Here is a 15999-nt window from a genome sequence, read left to right as displayed (position 1 = left end):
CGGAGGGGTTGATCAAGACCTACGGTATCGCGCCGTTTGCCCGTTTCGCGACCACATTATGGCCAGGGGGTCTGGGTCACTCGGGGTCGCGGATCTCCACCAGTTCGATGCGCCATGGCAGTTCGGTGACCACGGGAGCCCACCGTTTGCGGCTCATGGTGAGGATGGGCCAGTCCAGATATTGGGAGACGGCGATGGCGTGGGCTGCGGCCATGTCGGCCGGCGGGGTCATGCGGGCGACGACCTCCGACAGGCGGGCCGCTTCGTCCTGGGTGGACACGAGTGCCAGCTCGACGTTGTCGAGCGCGTCGATCATGCCTCGCACGACGCGCCGCTGGTCGGGCGAGAGCGAGGCCTCCGCCACGGCCAGCGTGATCGCGGGGACGCTGGTGCGGGTGTCGGACTGGTTGAAGATGACCATGAGCGCGCGGACGTCGAAATCGCCGCGGCCGACCTCGACCAGGACGGTGTCGTCCAGGACGTATCCGAGGATGGTCACCGGCCCGCCTGCCGCGCCTGAAGGAGGGCGTTCAGCCGGTCAGCGGTCACCTGTGCGCGGGCCATCGCGTCAGTGTCGTCCTTCACCTCTTGAGCGGCCTCTTCCCAGGCGAGCCGGTTACGGTGCCGCTCGGTGGCGAAGCTGCCGTGCATGCGAACGATGGCCTCGGCCATCGGGACGGAGCGCCCGGATTCCTTGCTGAGTTGGGCGGCCACGTCGTGGATGAGCTCACGGACGCGCTCGGGAACCTTGATGCTCGTCATAGGTTCAGTCATACTAGAATTCTACTTGGTAGAACCGTGGTATGCACGGGCCGGAGCGTGATCGTTTGCTCCGTCAGGCACCCACCCTTATCTGTGCCATCCCTGACGCCTACGAGCTGTTCATCGCCGGTCTGCTCGGGCTGTACACGGTCGAGGCGGAGTCCGTGAGCATCTGGCGCATCCGCGTCGACACCTAAGGGTGTGTCTGGTCTCCAAAGATCTAGACGGACAGGCGTCTTGATCCCTACCCCCTTGTGAGCGCCTAGATCAGTTCGATGGCTGGGGCAGAAGTTGGATCACGACCACCGAAGTACCCTCGATCGATGAGGCGTGGACGGCGCGGACCGTCCACCTGCCGGGTCCGATCGGGACAGGGGCCTGCTCCGGCAGCCCTCCCCCGTTCGGAAACTCGCGGCCCAGTTCAGCCCCGGCTGTCACAGAATCCATGAGCACCGCCGGCCCGTCCGTCTCCCAAACGCCACAGTCCTCCCATGCGGTGGCAGGGTCGGCAAGCACCGCATGAGCCGCAGCAACCAGATCGGCCTCGCAGTCGGCACCGAGCCAGCGTACGAACGCTCGGTGTTCGGCCATGTAGCAACTGCTGGCGGGCTCGTCCCCCAGGACCAACCCGCGAGCCCGGTCCTCGCCGACAGCGATCACTCCCGCCAGCCCCTCCACCTCACCGGCGCGATCGTAGTCGTCCAGAACCTGGCCGCTGCCGATGACCATCCCCGATGTTGTGCACCCATGCCACTGGGTCAGCGCAGAAACGGGCACGGCTATCAACGGGCCGCCCATGGATTCGACCCAGACAAGGGCGGGCTCGCGTGAGCTGGTGGGGGAGAACGTTTTCACGACACCAGTGTCCTCCCGGCCGCTGAGGGAGCACCTCGGGCCCTCGGCCGATCGGAGATCGTTATGGGGGTTCAGAGCCTCCATGAGGGCCTTCGACGCTTCTTGATCTCGTGGATCACTTGGCGGGTCGGGATGACGAACCCGGTGGCTTTCACCACCTGGCCCCGCGCGGTGACGCCTCGGTGCAGGCTGTCGCCGACGCTCTGGTCTTCGCTGATCTCCAGCAACGGCGCCTCGTCGGGGGCCGGACATGCGGGTGCGGATCTGCTCGAAGCCGAACGCCTCCAGCCGGCCCGCTGGAGGAGTCGGTCACTGGCAGTTCTTGTAGTCGTAGCGGCTGGAGTTGTAGGCGCAGGAGTCGACGAGCCTGCCGTCAGGCTTCCGCACGTAGGCGGTGTCCTTGTCGTTGTTCCACACATATTGGCGTCGTCCCCAGTGGAGGGTGGAGGCGCCGTCGGAGCCGCTGCCTGTGCGGAGGGTGATCTTCTTGTTGGCGCCGAGGATGACGTCCGGCCCGAACTCGTAGCTGTAGCCGGTCTTGTCCCTGACCTGCCAGCCTTCGAGGTCGATCGCCCTCCTGGTGGTGTTGTGAATGACGACATACTCCCCGTTCAGGCTGGCGTTGGAGCGCCGATCGGAGCCCGGCGAGTCGTAGTAGACCCGGGTGATCTGGACAGCGGGCAGAGCGGCTTCCGCCGGCGTGGCGGAGAGGAATGCGCTCGCGGCGGCGACGGCTGCAATCAGGGGGATGGTCTTCACCGGGGATCCTTCGCGTTGTTGACAGCAACGACACGTGAGACGAGTGATGTGGCGGCCGGGTTGGCGATGAACCACGTTCTGTTGGCGCTCCAGGCCGGAGCGTAACGAAAGCGGACGGAACGCCGATCGTGAAGTACGGGTACCGGAAACCAGCCGGCCCACCGCCCCCGTGGAAGCGGGGATGCTCCCCACACACGTGGGGGTTGGAGCCTCCTGGAGTCCAGGCGGCTCTTGCCGGCGTCTCCTCTCACGCTAGGACGGCCCACCCCCCGTGTTCGATGCCCCGATCGACCTGAGCGACCTGCCCGGATACCAGGCCTCGACGGCTTCCAGGCCCAGGACGGCGTTCCTCGGCCGCTGCTCCACCAAGGACAACCAGGACCCGCGCTCCTCGCTCGCCGGTCAGCTCGCCGAGGCCAGCCTGCTCCTGGGCCCGGGTGAGGCGTTCGTCGCCCACTTCTGGGACGTGGAGTCCGGGATGCTCGGCCTGGACGAGCGCAGCCAGATCTCCGCCGAGGACTACGCCCGCCTCGGCGTCCCCGTACCGCGGGACGGCGGACTCGGGGAACTGCTGGAGGCCGTCGAGCGCGGCGAGGTGGACCGCGTGGCGTGCGAGCGGATCGGCCGCGTCGCCCGCGACATGCTGCCCAGCCTCCAGATCGAGCGGCACCTACTGTCGCGTGGCGTGCCCATCGACTGCGCCAGTTTCCCGGCGCCGAACTCGAGACCGCCGCCTCGGTGGCCGCGACCTTCATCGCGGTCGTCGAGGTCACCTCCACAAAAGGAACACCGGCAGGCCGCGCGCCGGCGACGGTCAGGAGTCCCGCGACGATGAGGAGGAAGGGGAAGAGCCTCCGACCCGAGCCAGATAGAGCGTGCGGGACGGCCTACCGCCTAGCGTTGATCCTCCAGGGTCGGGAGATGCTGCTCCGGGCAGGCGGCTCCGAGGTCGGTAAGCGCCTGCTGTTCGGCCGCGTCGATGGTGAGTCCCCACCGGAGCTTGATCGCGGTCCATTCGGCGGCGTACTGGCAGCGCACGCCCTCCACGGGCGGCTGCCATGTGTACGGGTCCTGGTCGGCCTTGCTGCGGTTGGATCTCGCAGTCACGGCCACCAGATGCCAGGGGTCCGTCAGGTCGTTGGCGTACGCCTCGCGTTTCGCGGCGTCCCACGTGCGCGCCCCGGAGTCCCACGCCTCAGCCAGCGGGACGAGATGATCAACATCGAGGCCGCTCGCGTCTGCCACCGTGACGTCGTCGTAGTAGCTGTACCAGGAGCCACCTACGAGCGTGCATCGGTCTACGACTGCGGGGGCGACGACGGCCTCGTCGAGGAGCACTTCGTAGCGGGTAGAGCAGCCGTCCCGATCGGCGTCGACCCAGTGTTTGAACGATGTGCGGACGTACCCCTCGCGGACCTCGACAGCGACAGGCAGCGTGGCGACCGCTTCGGAGAGCAGCGGCCCTTCGGCTCGCGACGAGGCTGAGGCTGGGGCAAGGGTGGTGGCGAGAAGTGCTGCTGCGAGGAGGGCTGTGGTGAGTGCCGTGCGGTGCATCGTGCTCCACTCGTGACTACGGTGAGAGATTGACGATCACTCACCGTAGTTACTCGTAGGCGCTCAAGCCCTCAGCGCCACAGCAAAACCTCCATTTTCCGGGCAGCACGCAGACCAGCCACCTCGCCGACGTTCCGATGCCGTTATGCCCCAGGCGCAGACGGAGCGTGGCTCGGGCGGAGCGGCAACGCCACAGAGGCGGGCAACTACGGCAGGTGGTAGTCGACTGCGTGGCCGCGCCGGACGAACACGACCCGGCCGGCGGGCATCCGTCTGCAGCGGGTAGCACCAGAGGGACAACGAGGCGAATAGTGCGAGTGCCCCGCCTCTCCGAAGAAGGCGGGACACTCTTCTCGATCCCCTAGAGGCTGCGACGCATCTGCCCGTAGCGATCTGTCCGCTTGTAGACCACTTCAGGAGAGTGATCCGCAGGCCACGAGATGATCAGGTACGACTCGAAGGGTGTGCGAGCCGTCCCGTCCGGATCCGTATCCCGGCCTCTAGCGTGGACGCGCAGCCGGTAGCGGCCAGGACCCAGCCAGGCGAGGTTGGAGAGGTCAGTGAGGTCTCCGTCAAGCCCAAACACATGCAGACTGCCATGGGTGGACTCGACGGAGAGCTCGACCACTTCCTCCCACTCATCGACGGCAGGAGGAGGCGCTTCGTTGACGAGTTCTGCCGTTACTTCCACAGGCCCCATCGAGATTCCCGTGAGAATGGTCGCGCCGTCGGTCTCGGCTGCTGCTACCAACCCATTGGGAAAGCTGTCAGGGTGGTCCGGCGGTGGATCCTCCAGGCCCCTCAGAATGAGCTGATGGTAAGACACCCACACGGTGTCGTGGGACAACGGTATCTCGTCATTCATGGAGTAAACCTTGCTGATTAGGAGGAGGAGGTGTCCACCCAGAAGGCGTCACCGTCGAGGACTCGGTACGCTTGGAAGAACATGGACATGACCGTGCCTTGTCTGGTGTTGTCTGTGGCGTTCACGGCCCTTGCCGTCCAGTCATCGCAGCCACAGGTAACGGCACCCTGATACGAGTGGGCGAAGGGATACTCGTCGCAGTTTTGACTGGGGCCAGGAGTAACGTCCTCGCAGGCCATCTCTCGATTGTCAGCGGCATCTGTATCGTCGTACATGCGCTGCAGGGGTGAAGTGCCGGGCTCGCCGGGCGACCCGATTGCCTGGGACATCTTGACGTGGTCGACAATGTCTGGCATCTCCGAGTAGCGGAAGACCAGGGTGGGCTTGTAGTCCCGCATTACACAACCAGCAAGCGTGGCATGGCCTTTCAGCATTCCGTCGTCGCAGCGGATTACGGGGTGGGGATTGTCAATGGTGAGATTCTGGTCGTTGGAGTCAGGGTCGACAGCGACGAGCTCCGCATCCAGGCTCACGACCCCCCTGCTGGGGACCGGCAGGTTCTCTTGGAGATACGTGTCGTAGACGACAATGGTGTTCAGCTGAATTACTCCCTTGTCGGGGGCAGGTCTGCCTACTACGCATCGCGCTAGACAGGTCGGCGTGGACACCATATACGTTCGCGGATTCCACGCGCCCTGGGGGTTGTAGGCGTACACCCTGTGTCCGTAGACGAAGGCGCCTTCGCTCCACGCTGTGAGGACATCGTCCCAGACGATCAGCTCGACTGAGCCGATTTGTGCCCCCGTGTCGACGTTCACCCACTTAAGCGTCCAGGATCGCCAAGTACATGCGTTGAATCGGGTGTACTGCCATCCTCCGTTGGCGGCTTGGACGCACCAAGAAGGCAGTCCTTCGGGAAGCCCGCCAGGCGGCGCCGCAACTTCTGCGGCCGTGGCTTCCGCCGGAGCGTCCAGGCAGGTGATGGTCTTGGCGCCCTTGGCCCGGAACTCCGAAAGGTGTTCCTTCATCTTCCTGCAGGAGTTAGCCGGCTCTTTGACAGCTGCAGGCTTCGGCAACTTCTCCGGCTTCATATCCGGGTTGTCGCGGATGGCTGCGTTAGCGGCACGCAGGCGTTGAGGGTCGGGATCGTTGGCTTGGCCGAGCGCTGGCGAAGCGGGAAGAGTCACCAATGTGACCATGAGGGCGACCGGGGCGGCGACCCAAGTCAGAACCCGTAACCGTAGCGAAGCAGTCACATACAGACCTTTCGTCGGACATCTGATTCCTGAAGATCCTTACTAGAGTGGCCGGGGAGAACAAGGCTTGACAGAGTTAGTTAGGAGTCCTATGCAACAGTCGCGTCCGCTGACTCAGGGAGCGCATAAGGCCAGGTGGAAGCCAACCTGTTAAGTGCGGTAGTTTCTTCAAACCGCTTAGCCAGACCTCACGCCATGTCACGACGTCATGTCAGAGCGGGGTCTCGGCAACTGCACCGACGCGGGCAGGTACGGCAGGTGATGGTCGACAGCATGGCCGCGCCGGCGAACACCACCCGGCCGGACGCGTCGGTGCCGATCGCCACCCGCACCTCGAGACCGCGGCCGCCAGCCGCTGCAGCACCTCGCTCAAGCCGCGGGGGCCGAGGCTGGCTCGCAGGTAGATCGTCTCGGTTAGCGTGATCTTCCGCCCGTCGTCATCGCGGTCGCCGCGGTGCCACAGCATTCGCCTGGTAGTCTTTGCGTGCGCTTCGCGATGATGAACAGCACGACCCGCTCAGCCTGCGTCATGCCCTTCGCCGCCGGACTTCCCAGCCACGCGGCGACCTCCAGCCGGGTGGCGATGGCCTCGACCAGCTCGTCGTGACGGGGATGAGCGGGCGCGGCCAGCTCCTTCAACGCGGCGACGTCGTAGAGCGGCCAGCCCTTGTAGTCGCCGACCTGCTTGATCAGGCCGCGCCTGCACGCCTCTTCGATGTCGGCACCGATGGCCTCCAGGCCGGTCAGCTCACTCAGCAGCTGCGCGCACCAGCGCGCGCCGAGCGGCTACGGCGGGATCTGATCGCGCAGCGCGCCGGCGCGGGCGGCATCTGCGGGACGGGCAGCAGCCCGGCGGCCCAAGCGCGGCGCAACTCTCCGTTGTCCTGGCCTGGCGTAGCCGATGCAACGCCTCGCCGCGGACGCCGTCAATCTCGCTCCCGCCACCCCTGACAGATCTCACACGAGCGTGACGGCGTCCGGCCGACCCCCGCGGACATGCGCGCGGGCGGCGGGCACCGAACCGCTCACCGACGACAACACCATCAGGGAGGCCGGACCCCAGATCCCCAATGCCGCGGACCTGCTCCGCCCAGCGCCGCGACGGAGACGCCCGCTTCTCCACGTCAAGAGCGCCAGCGGCCGCCGGGCCGACCAAGGGTGGCCGCTCGCCGGTTAACCGGGACCGGACCGCGCGCACCTTCTTCCAGCGAGACCCGATCCTCACCCCTGGCCAGATGAGGATGCTCCCGCAGGCTCGGCCCATAGCCCTCACCACTTGGCAGCCCGACCGCGCACACCCCTTCCCGGCCATCCGCCACGGCGCCCGCTGGTGCCGCCTGCCCGCACCGCCGGCTCACCGCACCGATCCGTCAACCGCCCAACCTCTGCGTGTACCTGCCCGCGCACACGAGCAAGCTCACCGGATGCGGCCCGCGCCCGGGAAGGCACGGCCGCACGAATCCCCGCCACCGTAGGCACGCGCCTCCGCGAACGCGCCCACCGAAACTGTCACTCTTCCGAGCTACCGTCGAAGCCTCTTCCCCGCCGCGAGAAGGGTGAGCGCCGATGAGCGTGACCGTGCACGGAACACCGGGCCACAGCCTGACCCAGTCCGGGGCCGTCAAGTATGGCTCCGCCTCCCGCCGCGGAGCCTTCCACGAGCGCCAGGTCGCCCAAGCACTGCAACAATGGCTGACCGTCCGGCCCGACCACTTCCATCTTTTCCACGACCTCGGAGGTTTCGGCGACGTCACCGGCGGCAGCAAGGGCGTTCTCAACCTGGGCGGCTCCAACATCGACCACGTCGTTCTAGGCGGAACCACCTGGCTCATCATCGACGCCAAAGGCTGCGGCGCGGGAGTCCTCGGCCTCGACCCCGACAGCAACGGCATCTTGACCCGGACCGACGGCAGCACACTGCCTCAGCAGTGGCTCGACGATGGACGCGCCTACTCCCGCGCCGGCATCATCTACCGGCTCACCGACGCCACGGCAGGCCAGACGGCTTGGATCGTCCCCGACACCACCCTCTTGCACCCCGATGTCTGCGCCGCCCGATGCCAGAAGAAGGGTGGAATCATCCTGCCCATGCGAGCGATCACCGACGGCCACTTCGATCACCACTTCCTCCAGCCGCAGCCCGCCGCCAACCCAGCCCACGTCGACCGCCTAGCCGCCCGCGTAAGCTCGCCGGAAGAGCGCACCAACCTGCCCTGACGGAAGCACCAGCGCGCGGCAGCCGCCCGCGGATCGAGCGCTGCACACCTCAAGCTGCTGGCGGCGACAGGACGGCGCACGACGGAGATCGCTTGAACGCGGTCACAGCGCCGAGGCCGTGCATTGTCCGTCTCCAGGCGTGCCAGCGCCGTCCGCGCCAGAGGGTTGCGGATCTAGACGGCAATGCCTGAAGCCCGCTCTTCCCTTGAGTGAGGAAGGCGCACCGCAGAGCGTACTTGGCGGTATAGTCCGCGCCCGTGCGCGCTCTCCTCGATCCGCGGCACCTCTTCCAGAGCCGCAGGTGTAAACCCAGCCTCAGTCCGCATCTCGTTGACCAGGGCAAGCATCGGCTCGGCGTCCTCGGCAACCCAGCTGGCGACCATGTCGTACCCGCCCGGCACGCTGCCGGGGCATTCCTGACGCAACGCCACCGCCCGAGTGAGCACAATCCGAAACGCGTGACATGCTGCCACGGCACCGGCTCCTGATTTGTTCTTATGGCCTCCTCCACAACGTGGTCATCGAGCGTCTCCTACCTGTTCAGACGGTGCACCGGGTGCTCGCTCGAGACGCGATTGAAGCTGCGGGGCCGTGAAAATGGTTGCGGCTGCGATGCCCAGGAGTGTGCCTCCCCGCGCGGAGTGTCGCAGCAGCGTTCGGCCTGAGATAGCCCTCTATCCGCGCAGATGATGGTTAGAGAGGGCTGGCCGCGATCAGGCGGAGCTGATGAGGCTTTGCACACACTGCCATGCGGTGATCAATGGGATCTTCTCCTGCTCGATCCTTCGGACCCTCCTCCATTGAGGATCCGTGAGCAGTTCGTAAAGCTCACGTTCATGCTCAGCGAGGTGCACCAAAGGCTTGCGACACGAAGCATGCACGGGCTCGCCTCGTGCGTCGGTCAGGGTGCCGAACCGCTCGTAGCGTTCGAATGCAGTTAGATTCATGAAGATGCTGGTTACAGCCAGGCCGCTTCGGCGGAAGTGGTCGACGATCTCGAAGCCGTCGGCGTCCATGTCACCCCAGTACACGAGGTGTCGGGCGCTGACAATCCAGTTGAATGTCGAGATGGCTCCGGCGCCGGCGAATCCTGCGCCTTCGATCGCGATGCCGCCGGTCAGGATCGGGAAGTGAATCGCGGTGTCCTTGTTTTCGGAGATAAGGACGATCTGCGGCCGATAGGCCGGACTCATGCAGTCGCCCACTGTCGCCGAATCGTGTCGGCGGGCGCCGCTGGTGAGGTGATCGGGATCCAGGTAGGTGAAGTGAATACGCTGCGGATGCTCCGGTAGGAGCCCGAGAGATTCGATTTGCGCCAGGGCTTGGACGAGGCTCTTGTGAGTGTTCAGCCACTTCGCATGGAGCCCCTCGATCGGAACCTGTCGAGGTGTGAGGCCACAGGCGGAGTTGCGGGTGAACCAGGACGCCGCGGTGCAGAGGAGGTCGAAGTCCACGTCCGAGTAACCGTCGACAGCGCGCACGATCTTGGGGTGTTCCGTTCCTGAGGGGAACGTCGATCGCAGGTACGCCAGCCGGCGCCGGCCGCGCTGGATGCGGGTGTTCCACTCCGATCCGAGGAGATCGACGGCGGTGTCCAGGTCCGGGAGGGACACATGGGTGGGCACCGACTGGAGGGTTCCATGCACGCGCCGAGAGCTCATGTGGAGGGTGAGGCGGTGGCGCTCTGCCCAATCACGCCATGCCAGGATTCTGGCGTGGATGTCGGCGAAGGCCGTCTCCAGGTCGGTTCTTCTCAAGGCTCCTAGGGCGAACGTGCGTGGCCAGCCTGCGGGCTGCTCATCGAGGTCGAGGTGCCAGGTGGCGGCTATGCGCTTGCCGACAATGCGGAGGATCTGTTCGGGGCTCTTCACGGAGCGGCTCCAGTGAGGGAAGCCAGCTTGGTGATGTAGGAGTAGTTGGTCCGGTTGTCTTTCGTTACGGCAATGACGAGGTCCACGTGCGGTTCCAGCGCTGTCACTTTGTCCAGCGGGGCGCCGATGATGAGTTGAAAGCCCAATCCTTTCCAAGCCTGGACGGCTCGGCCTGCGAACTCGGAGTCGGCCTTGATGAATCCCTCGTCGAGGATGACCGGCGCGAACCGTGGGCGAGTGCGGCTTTCGTCGCCGAGCTGGAAGCGGAGGGCGGCGCCGACGATGAAGGCGATGAGTTCTTGCGTCTCGCCTCCGCTCTTGCCGCCGAGCGAGGCATACGTGCTGATCTCGATGCCTTCGGTGCTGAGGCGGGCGGCGGTGATCTCGACGTGCCTGCGGACATCGAGCAGATGGTCTCGCAGTGGGGTGCCTTTCGAGCCCTGCTGGGGCTTGCGGATCTGGTTCATGAACGCGCGCAGCCGTTTGAAGCGCGCTTCGGCCTGTTCATCAGTGAGTTTCTCGGTGACACCCGACGACAAAAGCTTGAGCTCACGGCGGAACTTGGTGATGTCATCGCGGTGAAGGCGGCGTAGGACGATCTTCAGTCGGTCTCGGCCTGCACCGAAGGCAAGAGTGGCCAAGATTTCGTTGACCGGGTACAAACGGTCTTCTATCTCTTCGATCGAGGTGTCGAAGGCGCCGTTGAGAGGCACCAGGTCTTCGCCGCTCCATTTCGACAGGCGGCGTTTCCACTCCTGGCGGCGCTCGTGCAGGCCGGTGGTGAGGATATCGTCCAAGATGTCGCGATAAGCGGAGTAGGAGGCCATCGCCTGGCCGAGATTCGGGTCCGGCCAGCGGCTCTGAAAGGTCTGGAAGATTCGTTCGAGCGAGTCGCGGGCCTTTTGCGCGTTGTCGCGTTCCTGCTTCATCAGGTGGCCGAGGCGTCCCCGCAGTCTTCTCACGCCGTCGGGAAAGCCCGGCAAGTCCGAGCGGTCGGCGACGTGCGAGAACTCCTTGTCCAAGTAGACGAGGAGTTCCTCCCGTAGCGGCATTAAGCGGGCGCAATCGATCGCGTCGATGTCTGTGCACACAGAGCTCTCTCGTTGCGTGAGGTTCATATATGCCTTATCAAGGTCGTCGACCTCTTGCTCCGCCAGGTGCTTGGTGCGCTGCGACTGCTCGTGCTCTGCCGTCTTTCGTTCCGCCTCCTCCTGCAAAGCTCGAAGGATGTCGCTGGTGGACAGGATGCGTTTGCGTTCGGCCTCTTTGGCCGCGATCTTGGCCTCTACGCCAGCCACATCGATGTCCTGCCATTCGGTGTCCAGGACGAACTGAAAGGCTTCCTTGCGTCGCCGCAGGTCAGCGATCTTGTCTCCGACGGCGGTGGCTTGTTGCTCCATGTCGTCGAGGATCACGCGCAGCTGGGCGAGGTTCTCATCGATCTCGGCCAGGCGGGCTGTGTTGGAGAAGCCGATGATGTAACGGCCGCCGGCCGGATCGCCGTGAGCGCCTCTGCGTCCGTCACGGGTCTGACCGTTGGGCGTGACACAGCGTCCGCCGCTGTTGAGCTCGGCGGGGCCCTCGACGCATCGGGCGTCGAGAGTGGAGGCTTGAACGCGCTGTTGAACCCAGCGCCCGAACAGGGAATCTTTGAACATCAGCTTCCCTGAGATGCGCCGGGGGTCGCCATTGAACTCCTCGGGACGCCCGAGAGGGACACCTTCGAAGGTGATCCGGACGGAGAGGCGGAGGGGATCGATGGTGCGGCTGAGTGTCCCCAGGCGTTCCTCGTCGACGAGCATGACCCTGGTGATCGGGGCAAGGATGACCTCTGCGGCCTTACGCCATGCCTCCTGTCCCGGGGCCAGATCGATGAGTTCGGCGACGAAGGGCAGATTCTCCACCGGGATGCCGCACGCCTGAGCGATCATCACGCGCGCGTTGTGGAGGTGAGTCGGAACGAGCCCCTCACGCCCGGACAGGGACCGCTGTTCCTCCTTGAGCTGGCGCTCCTGCTCCTCGTGTGGAAACTTGTCGCGCTGGATGACCTGCTGCTGCTGTTCCAGGTCTTTGACAGCTCGGGCGAAGGTGGCCGTGAACTGGGCGGCGGCGGTGCGTAGCCGCAGGAAATCCTGCTGCGAGCCCATCGCGACCGTCAGCGGCTGGATGCGCCCGTCGAACCGCTCCCTTTTGTGGCGGGCTTGGCCAAGGTCACTTTCCAGCTCTTGTACGTCCTGGTGCAGCTTGTCGAGCGTGTCTCCGCCGTGGTCACGAATTTGCCTCTTCAGCTCTTCGATCTCGGCCTTCAGGGCACTCTCCCTGGCAAGAGCCTCAGCCCGTTTGCCGTGGACCACCTCGCGGCTGGCCCGGTTGGCCTTCACCGCTTCGGCCAAAAGTGAGCGTTCGGTGGTGAGGGTCCACACACGGAAGGCAGTGTCACCATCGCCGGAGATTCCGAGCAGCTCGACCGCATCGGCCTTCTGTGTCGCCTCTTGAAGGTCTTGGTGAAGCAGAGGGAGATCGCGCAGGACCGTAGCCTTCTCGGCCACGGTCTCCATGGCGTCGTGCGCCCGTTCTAAGTCTTCGAAGTGGGTGATGGCTCTGTCGGCGGCGGCGTAGGTGGCGGGCTCTTCCAAGACCATGGACTTGTACAGGCCGTCGACGGTCTTCACCTGATGGCCGCCCTGGATGCGTGCCAACAGCCGTAGTGCCTTCCTGCCGTCGCCGCTCGCGCCGATGCCCAGTCGGGTGAACAGGATCTGTTCAAAGACCTCATACTGGTCGTGCCAGGTGAGGGCGGGTAATCTTGCTGCCGAGGCTCGCTTGTCGAACTTGGATTCGGCCAAGGGGGCCAGGTCTTTGAGGTTCAGGCAGCCCTCCGCCGTCCCCATCTTCATGGTGACGTCTGTGGCCCTGCTGACTCCTCGGCCAACGTAGTAGGCGCGCAGCGCCGTGTAGCGCAGGCCGTTGTCGTCGACAAAGGTCATCGCCACCGCGCCCCAGGTGGGTGCGTCTTTGCCGCGCAGCACGCAGTCGTGGACTTCGTCGGTTCCCTGCTGGCGGGCGGAGTCGGTTTTGCCTCTCAGGTAGGTGAGAAGATTGCGCTGATCGACGCTGCGGGCACGCCCGGAGGTGGCCTCGTTGGAGGCTCCGTTGAAGGGCGTGGTCGAGGGCATCATCAGCGCGATGTAGCCGTCCAGCAGAGTGCTCTTGCCGGTGCCTGACGCGCCAGAGATGAGGGTCGCACGCTGGGAGAATTCGACCTGGTGGTGATCTTGGAAGCCGCCCCAGTTCACCATTTGGAAGGTTTCGGCCTTCCACTGGGTGGTGCCCTCGCTGGTGCCATGGAGGTGCAGCAGCGGCTCAGTCGTCACAGGCGGGGTGGTCATGGGCGTTCCTCCGGGGGTGAGGCGTCCTGGGACGTGTCAGCGGACGTCCGGCTGCCGTTTTGACCGATGAGCCACTGCAGCAGCTCGTTCAAGCGTTCAGTGGGGAGCAGGACCTCGATCACCGGAGAGATCCGGTAGCGGCTCCGATCCGGCGTCTTGAGCAGGATGTGGGCTTTGGCGATGTTCTCGATCGCGTTCTTGGCGCGGTTGGCGTCTCCGGATCGGTCGGTGGCGTGCGGTGGCCGGAACCGCGCGACAGCCTGAAGGAGGTCGTCATGGTCGACCAGGACGATTTCCTCGCCGCTGGCGTGTTCGCTGCGAAAGCGCTGTCGGAGGAACACCAGCAGGATGGTCTCCTCCCTGGTGTAGGCCAGGTCGTGCAGAAGGGTGGGAAAGCGGCCGCCGACATCGTCTGGCTGGGCCTGGCGTTTGAAGGCCACCTCGTAGCGGCGATCAACGTGCAGATCGAGGAACAGGTCGTTGAGCCGGGATCTGATGGCGGCCTCGGATTCGAGCAGCGTGCGCCACTCCGCCGGCTGCTGGGCACTGGACATGTAGCGATGCTTGAGCAAGGACACCAGGCTCTTGCGCTGGTCGAATGTCAATCCGCCCAGATCTCCGTCGAACAAGCACAGGCTATCGTCCTCGGGGTCGTCGAAGGAGTCAGCGCTCAGGTCGTCGCTCCACGTGTCGGTCATTGATCCGGTCCCACGTTCAGGGCCGCCCATGCGGCCGTGTCCTGCTCGTTGAGTGTCAGGCGCGGCACCTGGAAGTCTCGTGAACTCCCATCGGCACGAATGGCGTGGTACATCTCGGCCGGCTGCATGTGGTCCAGGGCGCAGATCTGGGTGGCGATGTGGAGGAGCCCCAGAATTTCGACCGGACGGCGCAGCGGGGGCTCAAGAGCGTTGAAGGCCTCACCCACCGACTCGACGCTTCCGCCTGCGAATGCCTCGGTGACAGCGAGCCGCAACTGCTCCAGCAAGGGCCCGCCCTGCTGGCGGATATCGTCCAGGGACGGCGGCTGCGGCACCTCGTGGGGCATCTGCCCCAAGGGAGGCGGTGGTGTCTCCGACCCAGGATCGTAAAAGCGCTGGCGAAGGTGGATCACGTCCAAGGTCGTCGGCATCAGCTCGAGTGGGACGGCGGTGCGCGGCCCGGCCTTGTGCATCCATGTTGCAAGTTCTTTGTTGATGTCGCGTAGCAGCCTTTCCAACTCGCGCTCTTTGATGATGTCGTGATTGACGATGTGCTCACGCAAGGTGGTGGTGAGTCTGCTGCGCTGCACGAGTACGTCGTCGATGCCTTGGCGAATGACGGCCACGGTTCCGTATAGGAAGGTCTTCTCCGCAGCGGTGAGTGCCTCGGTGAAAGGATGAGCGAGGATGGCCTGCAAGTCGTTTTTGAGATCGAGCAGGAGGGCATCATCACGCAGCAAGGTGAAAGCACCTTCGAATGCCCGGCCTTCAGCCGTGGCCGACATCAGCCGATCCGTCTTGGCGAGGTACTCATCCAACACCTCGCCGACGGGACGGTCCTCTTCCCGGAAGCTGCTGATGATCTGCCGGTGCATCTGCGTCACCGACTCCTCCACACGCTTGAAGTCGCTGGGCAGTTGACCGATGAGGTCTGAAAGGTCGAAATAGCCTTCGAGCATGCGCTCATCCGATGCCGTGAAGACGTCTCCTCCTTCGGCGAGGCGATCCCGTTCCGCCGTCAACTGCGTAATCTGATCCTCCAGTCGCCGGATTCTGTCCTCGCGGACGGAGCTGGCCTCGATGGCCCAGCGCTGGACAGTCTGCAAGATGGTGGTGAGCCGCGATTCGCTGATCAGCGCCCGCTCGCGCGTCAGGTTCTCGACGAGGGAGAGCGCCTCGAGAGCGTGGGAGGTGAGGGAGTATTCTTCCTCACCGGCGTCGTTCGTCGATCGATACAGCCATTGCTGCCTCATCCACTCCAGACACAACGCCCGGCCACCGCGTTCCGGGGCTTGCTCCCCCATCGACAGCAGTTCTTCTCGGTAGGTGTCCACCTGTACATGCAGACGATCGCATTGCACGCTCTGCCGGTCACGACTGAAAGACGTCTTGAAGACGGCCAGGGCGAATGAAGCCCACTTACGGTCCAGGAGTTTCAGGGTGGGCTTGTCCAGGGCTCCTATAACGCGCTTGATTTCAGCGGCGATGTCGCTCATTCGACGTCTCCCTGATGCGTGGCGCCGTACACGTTATCGTTTGTGCCCGACATTCACGACGGATCTTTGGTTTCGCTCCTTGGGTATCACCGGTCACTGGCGTGCCGAGACAGAGGGCATGGGGCCCTCGCTGTCTGTTCGGTGCTTTGCGGAACGGCGGCGGCATCGTCAGCGGCCGCCTCGTCGTGGGGACATAGCGCATGGACGTGCGCGTGCACGGAGAACCGCGGGCCGCGGGTTGGCGAGTGATGCTGTGCGGCGAAGTAGTGAGGATCAT

Annotated in this window: 16 protein-coding genes; 3 read left to right on the top strand and 13 right to left on the bottom strand. The window is 64.8% G+C overall.

Translation table 11 applies throughout. The annotated features are described in order from the left end of the window. Window positions 1-76 precede the first annotated feature (76 nt). Together AB0I67_RS16330 and AB0I67_RS16325 are read right to left on the bottom strand one after the other, a co-directional pair. Window positions 77-499, bottom strand: coding sequence for a hypothetical protein (locus AB0I67_RS16330; protein WP_357923778.1), 423 nt, complete (start codon window positions 497-499; stop codon window positions 77-79). Further along, on the bottom strand, window positions 496-762 hold the full coding sequence (locus tag AB0I67_RS16325; protein WP_357923776.1) for a hypothetical protein: 267 nt from the start codon (window positions 760-762) through the stop codon (window positions 496-498). Before AB0I67_RS16325 ends, AB0I67_RS16330 begins: the two co-directional genes overlap by 4 nt. A 65-nt stretch (window positions 763-827) precedes the next feature. Here AB0I67_RS16325 and AB0I67_RS16320 point away from each other — a divergent pair, with 65 nt between their 5' ends. Next, window positions 828-959, top strand: coding sequence for a hypothetical protein (locus AB0I67_RS16320; protein ID WP_357923774.1), 132 nt, complete (start codon window positions 828-830; stop codon window positions 957-959). 70 nt (window positions 960-1029) lie between these two features. On the opposite strand, the gene AB0I67_RS16315 is transcribed toward AB0I67_RS16320, so the two are convergent. The 3 genes from AB0I67_RS16315 to AB0I67_RS16305 all read right to left on the bottom strand — a co-directional run bounded on the left by AB0I67_RS16315 (window position 1030) and on the right by AB0I67_RS16305 (window position 2376). Continuing rightward, entirely contained in the window at window positions 1030-1617 is a 588-nt protein-coding gene (locus tag AB0I67_RS16315; protein WP_357923772.1) for an Imm21 family immunity protein, read from the bottom strand. A 71-nt stretch (window positions 1618-1688) separates the two neighbouring features. Beyond that, window positions 1689-1844: a hypothetical protein gene (locus AB0I67_RS16310; protein ID WP_357923770.1), complete on the bottom strand. Its 156-nt coding sequence runs from the start codon at window positions 1842-1844 to the stop codon at window positions 1689-1691. An 82-nt stretch (window positions 1845-1926) separates the two neighbouring features. After that, complete coding sequence (locus AB0I67_RS16305) at window positions 1927-2376, bottom strand: lamin tail domain-containing protein (protein ID WP_357923768.1); 450 nt, start codon at window positions 2374-2376, stop codon at window positions 1927-1929. Between the two features lie 271 nt (window positions 2377-2647). On the opposite strand from AB0I67_RS16305, the gene AB0I67_RS16300 reads away from it, so the two are divergent. Further along, window positions 2648-3211, top strand: a complete 564-nt coding sequence (locus AB0I67_RS16300; RefSeq protein ID WP_357923766.1) for a recombinase family protein — start codon at window positions 2648-2650, stop codon at window positions 3209-3211. Window positions 3212-3270: 59 nt separating this feature from the next. Here AB0I67_RS16300 and AB0I67_RS16295 read toward each other — a convergent pair whose 3' ends face one another. The 4 genes from AB0I67_RS16295 to AB0I67_RS16280 form a co-directional block, all read right to left on the bottom strand. Then, entirely contained in the window at window positions 3271-3930 is a 660-nt protein-coding gene (locus AB0I67_RS16295) for an HNH endonuclease family protein (RefSeq protein WP_357923764.1), read from the bottom strand. A gap of 361 nt (window positions 3931-4291) precedes the next feature. Further along, on the bottom strand, window positions 4292-4795 hold the full coding sequence (locus AB0I67_RS16290) for a hypothetical protein (protein WP_357923762.1): 504 nt from the start codon (window positions 4793-4795) through the stop codon (window positions 4292-4294). A 17-nt stretch (window positions 4796-4812) separates the two neighbouring features. Next, a complete protein-coding gene (locus AB0I67_RS16285) occupies window positions 4813-5886 on the bottom strand; it encodes a hypothetical protein (protein WP_357923760.1) in 1074 nt (357 codons plus the stop codon). Between the two features lie 579 nt (window positions 5887-6465). Then, window positions 6466-6690: a hypothetical protein gene (locus AB0I67_RS16280; protein WP_357923758.1), complete on the bottom strand. Its 225-nt coding sequence runs from the start codon at window positions 6688-6690 to the stop codon at window positions 6466-6468. A gap of 927 nt (window positions 6691-7617) precedes the next feature. Between AB0I67_RS16280 and AB0I67_RS16275 the strand changes: the two genes are divergently transcribed. After that, complete coding sequence (locus AB0I67_RS16275) at window positions 7618-8268, top strand: nuclease-related domain-containing protein (protein ID WP_357923756.1); 651 nt, start codon at window positions 7618-7620, stop codon at window positions 8266-8268. A gap of 713 nt (window positions 8269-8981) precedes the next feature. Here the strand turns inward: AB0I67_RS16275 and AB0I67_RS16270 are convergent. From AB0I67_RS16270 to AB0I67_RS16255, 4 genes are read right to left on the bottom strand one after another with little or no spacing between them, the layout of a single operon-like run. Beyond that, window positions 8982-10139: a Wadjet anti-phage system protein JetD domain-containing protein gene (locus AB0I67_RS16270; RefSeq protein WP_357923754.1), complete on the bottom strand. Its 1158-nt coding sequence runs from the start codon at window positions 10137-10139 to the stop codon at window positions 8982-8984. Then, window positions 10136-13528 (bottom strand): SbcC/MukB-like Walker B domain-containing protein, encoded by a 3393-nt coding sequence (locus AB0I67_RS16265; RefSeq protein ID WP_357923752.1) that lies wholly within the window; start codon window positions 13526-13528, stop codon window positions 10136-10138. Before AB0I67_RS16265 ends, AB0I67_RS16270 begins: the two co-directional genes overlap by 4 nt. After that, the gene (locus tag AB0I67_RS16260) at window positions 13525-14226 is read right to left on the bottom strand and encodes a DUF4194 domain-containing protein (protein WP_357923750.1); all 702 of its coding nucleotides are present in this window, start codon (window positions 14224-14226) and stop codon (window positions 13525-13527) included. The genes AB0I67_RS16265 and AB0I67_RS16260 overlap by 4 nt, the downstream gene beginning before the upstream one ends. Next, on the bottom strand, window positions 14223-15722 hold the full coding sequence (locus tag AB0I67_RS16255; RefSeq protein ID WP_357923748.1) for a DUF3375 family protein: 1500 nt from the start codon (window positions 15720-15722) through the stop codon (window positions 14223-14225). The genes AB0I67_RS16260 and AB0I67_RS16255 overlap by 4 nt, the downstream gene beginning before the upstream one ends. Window positions 15723-15999: the final 277 nt, after the last annotated feature.

Origin of the sequence: Nonomuraea sp. NPDC050310, from assembly GCF_040655795.1 — a bacterium.
Taxonomy (GTDB): Bacteria; Actinomycetota; Actinomycetes; order Streptosporangiales; family Streptosporangiaceae; genus Nonomuraea.
Note: the sequence above shows the minus strand (reverse complement) of the source record. Positions and strands in the feature narration are given on the sequence as shown.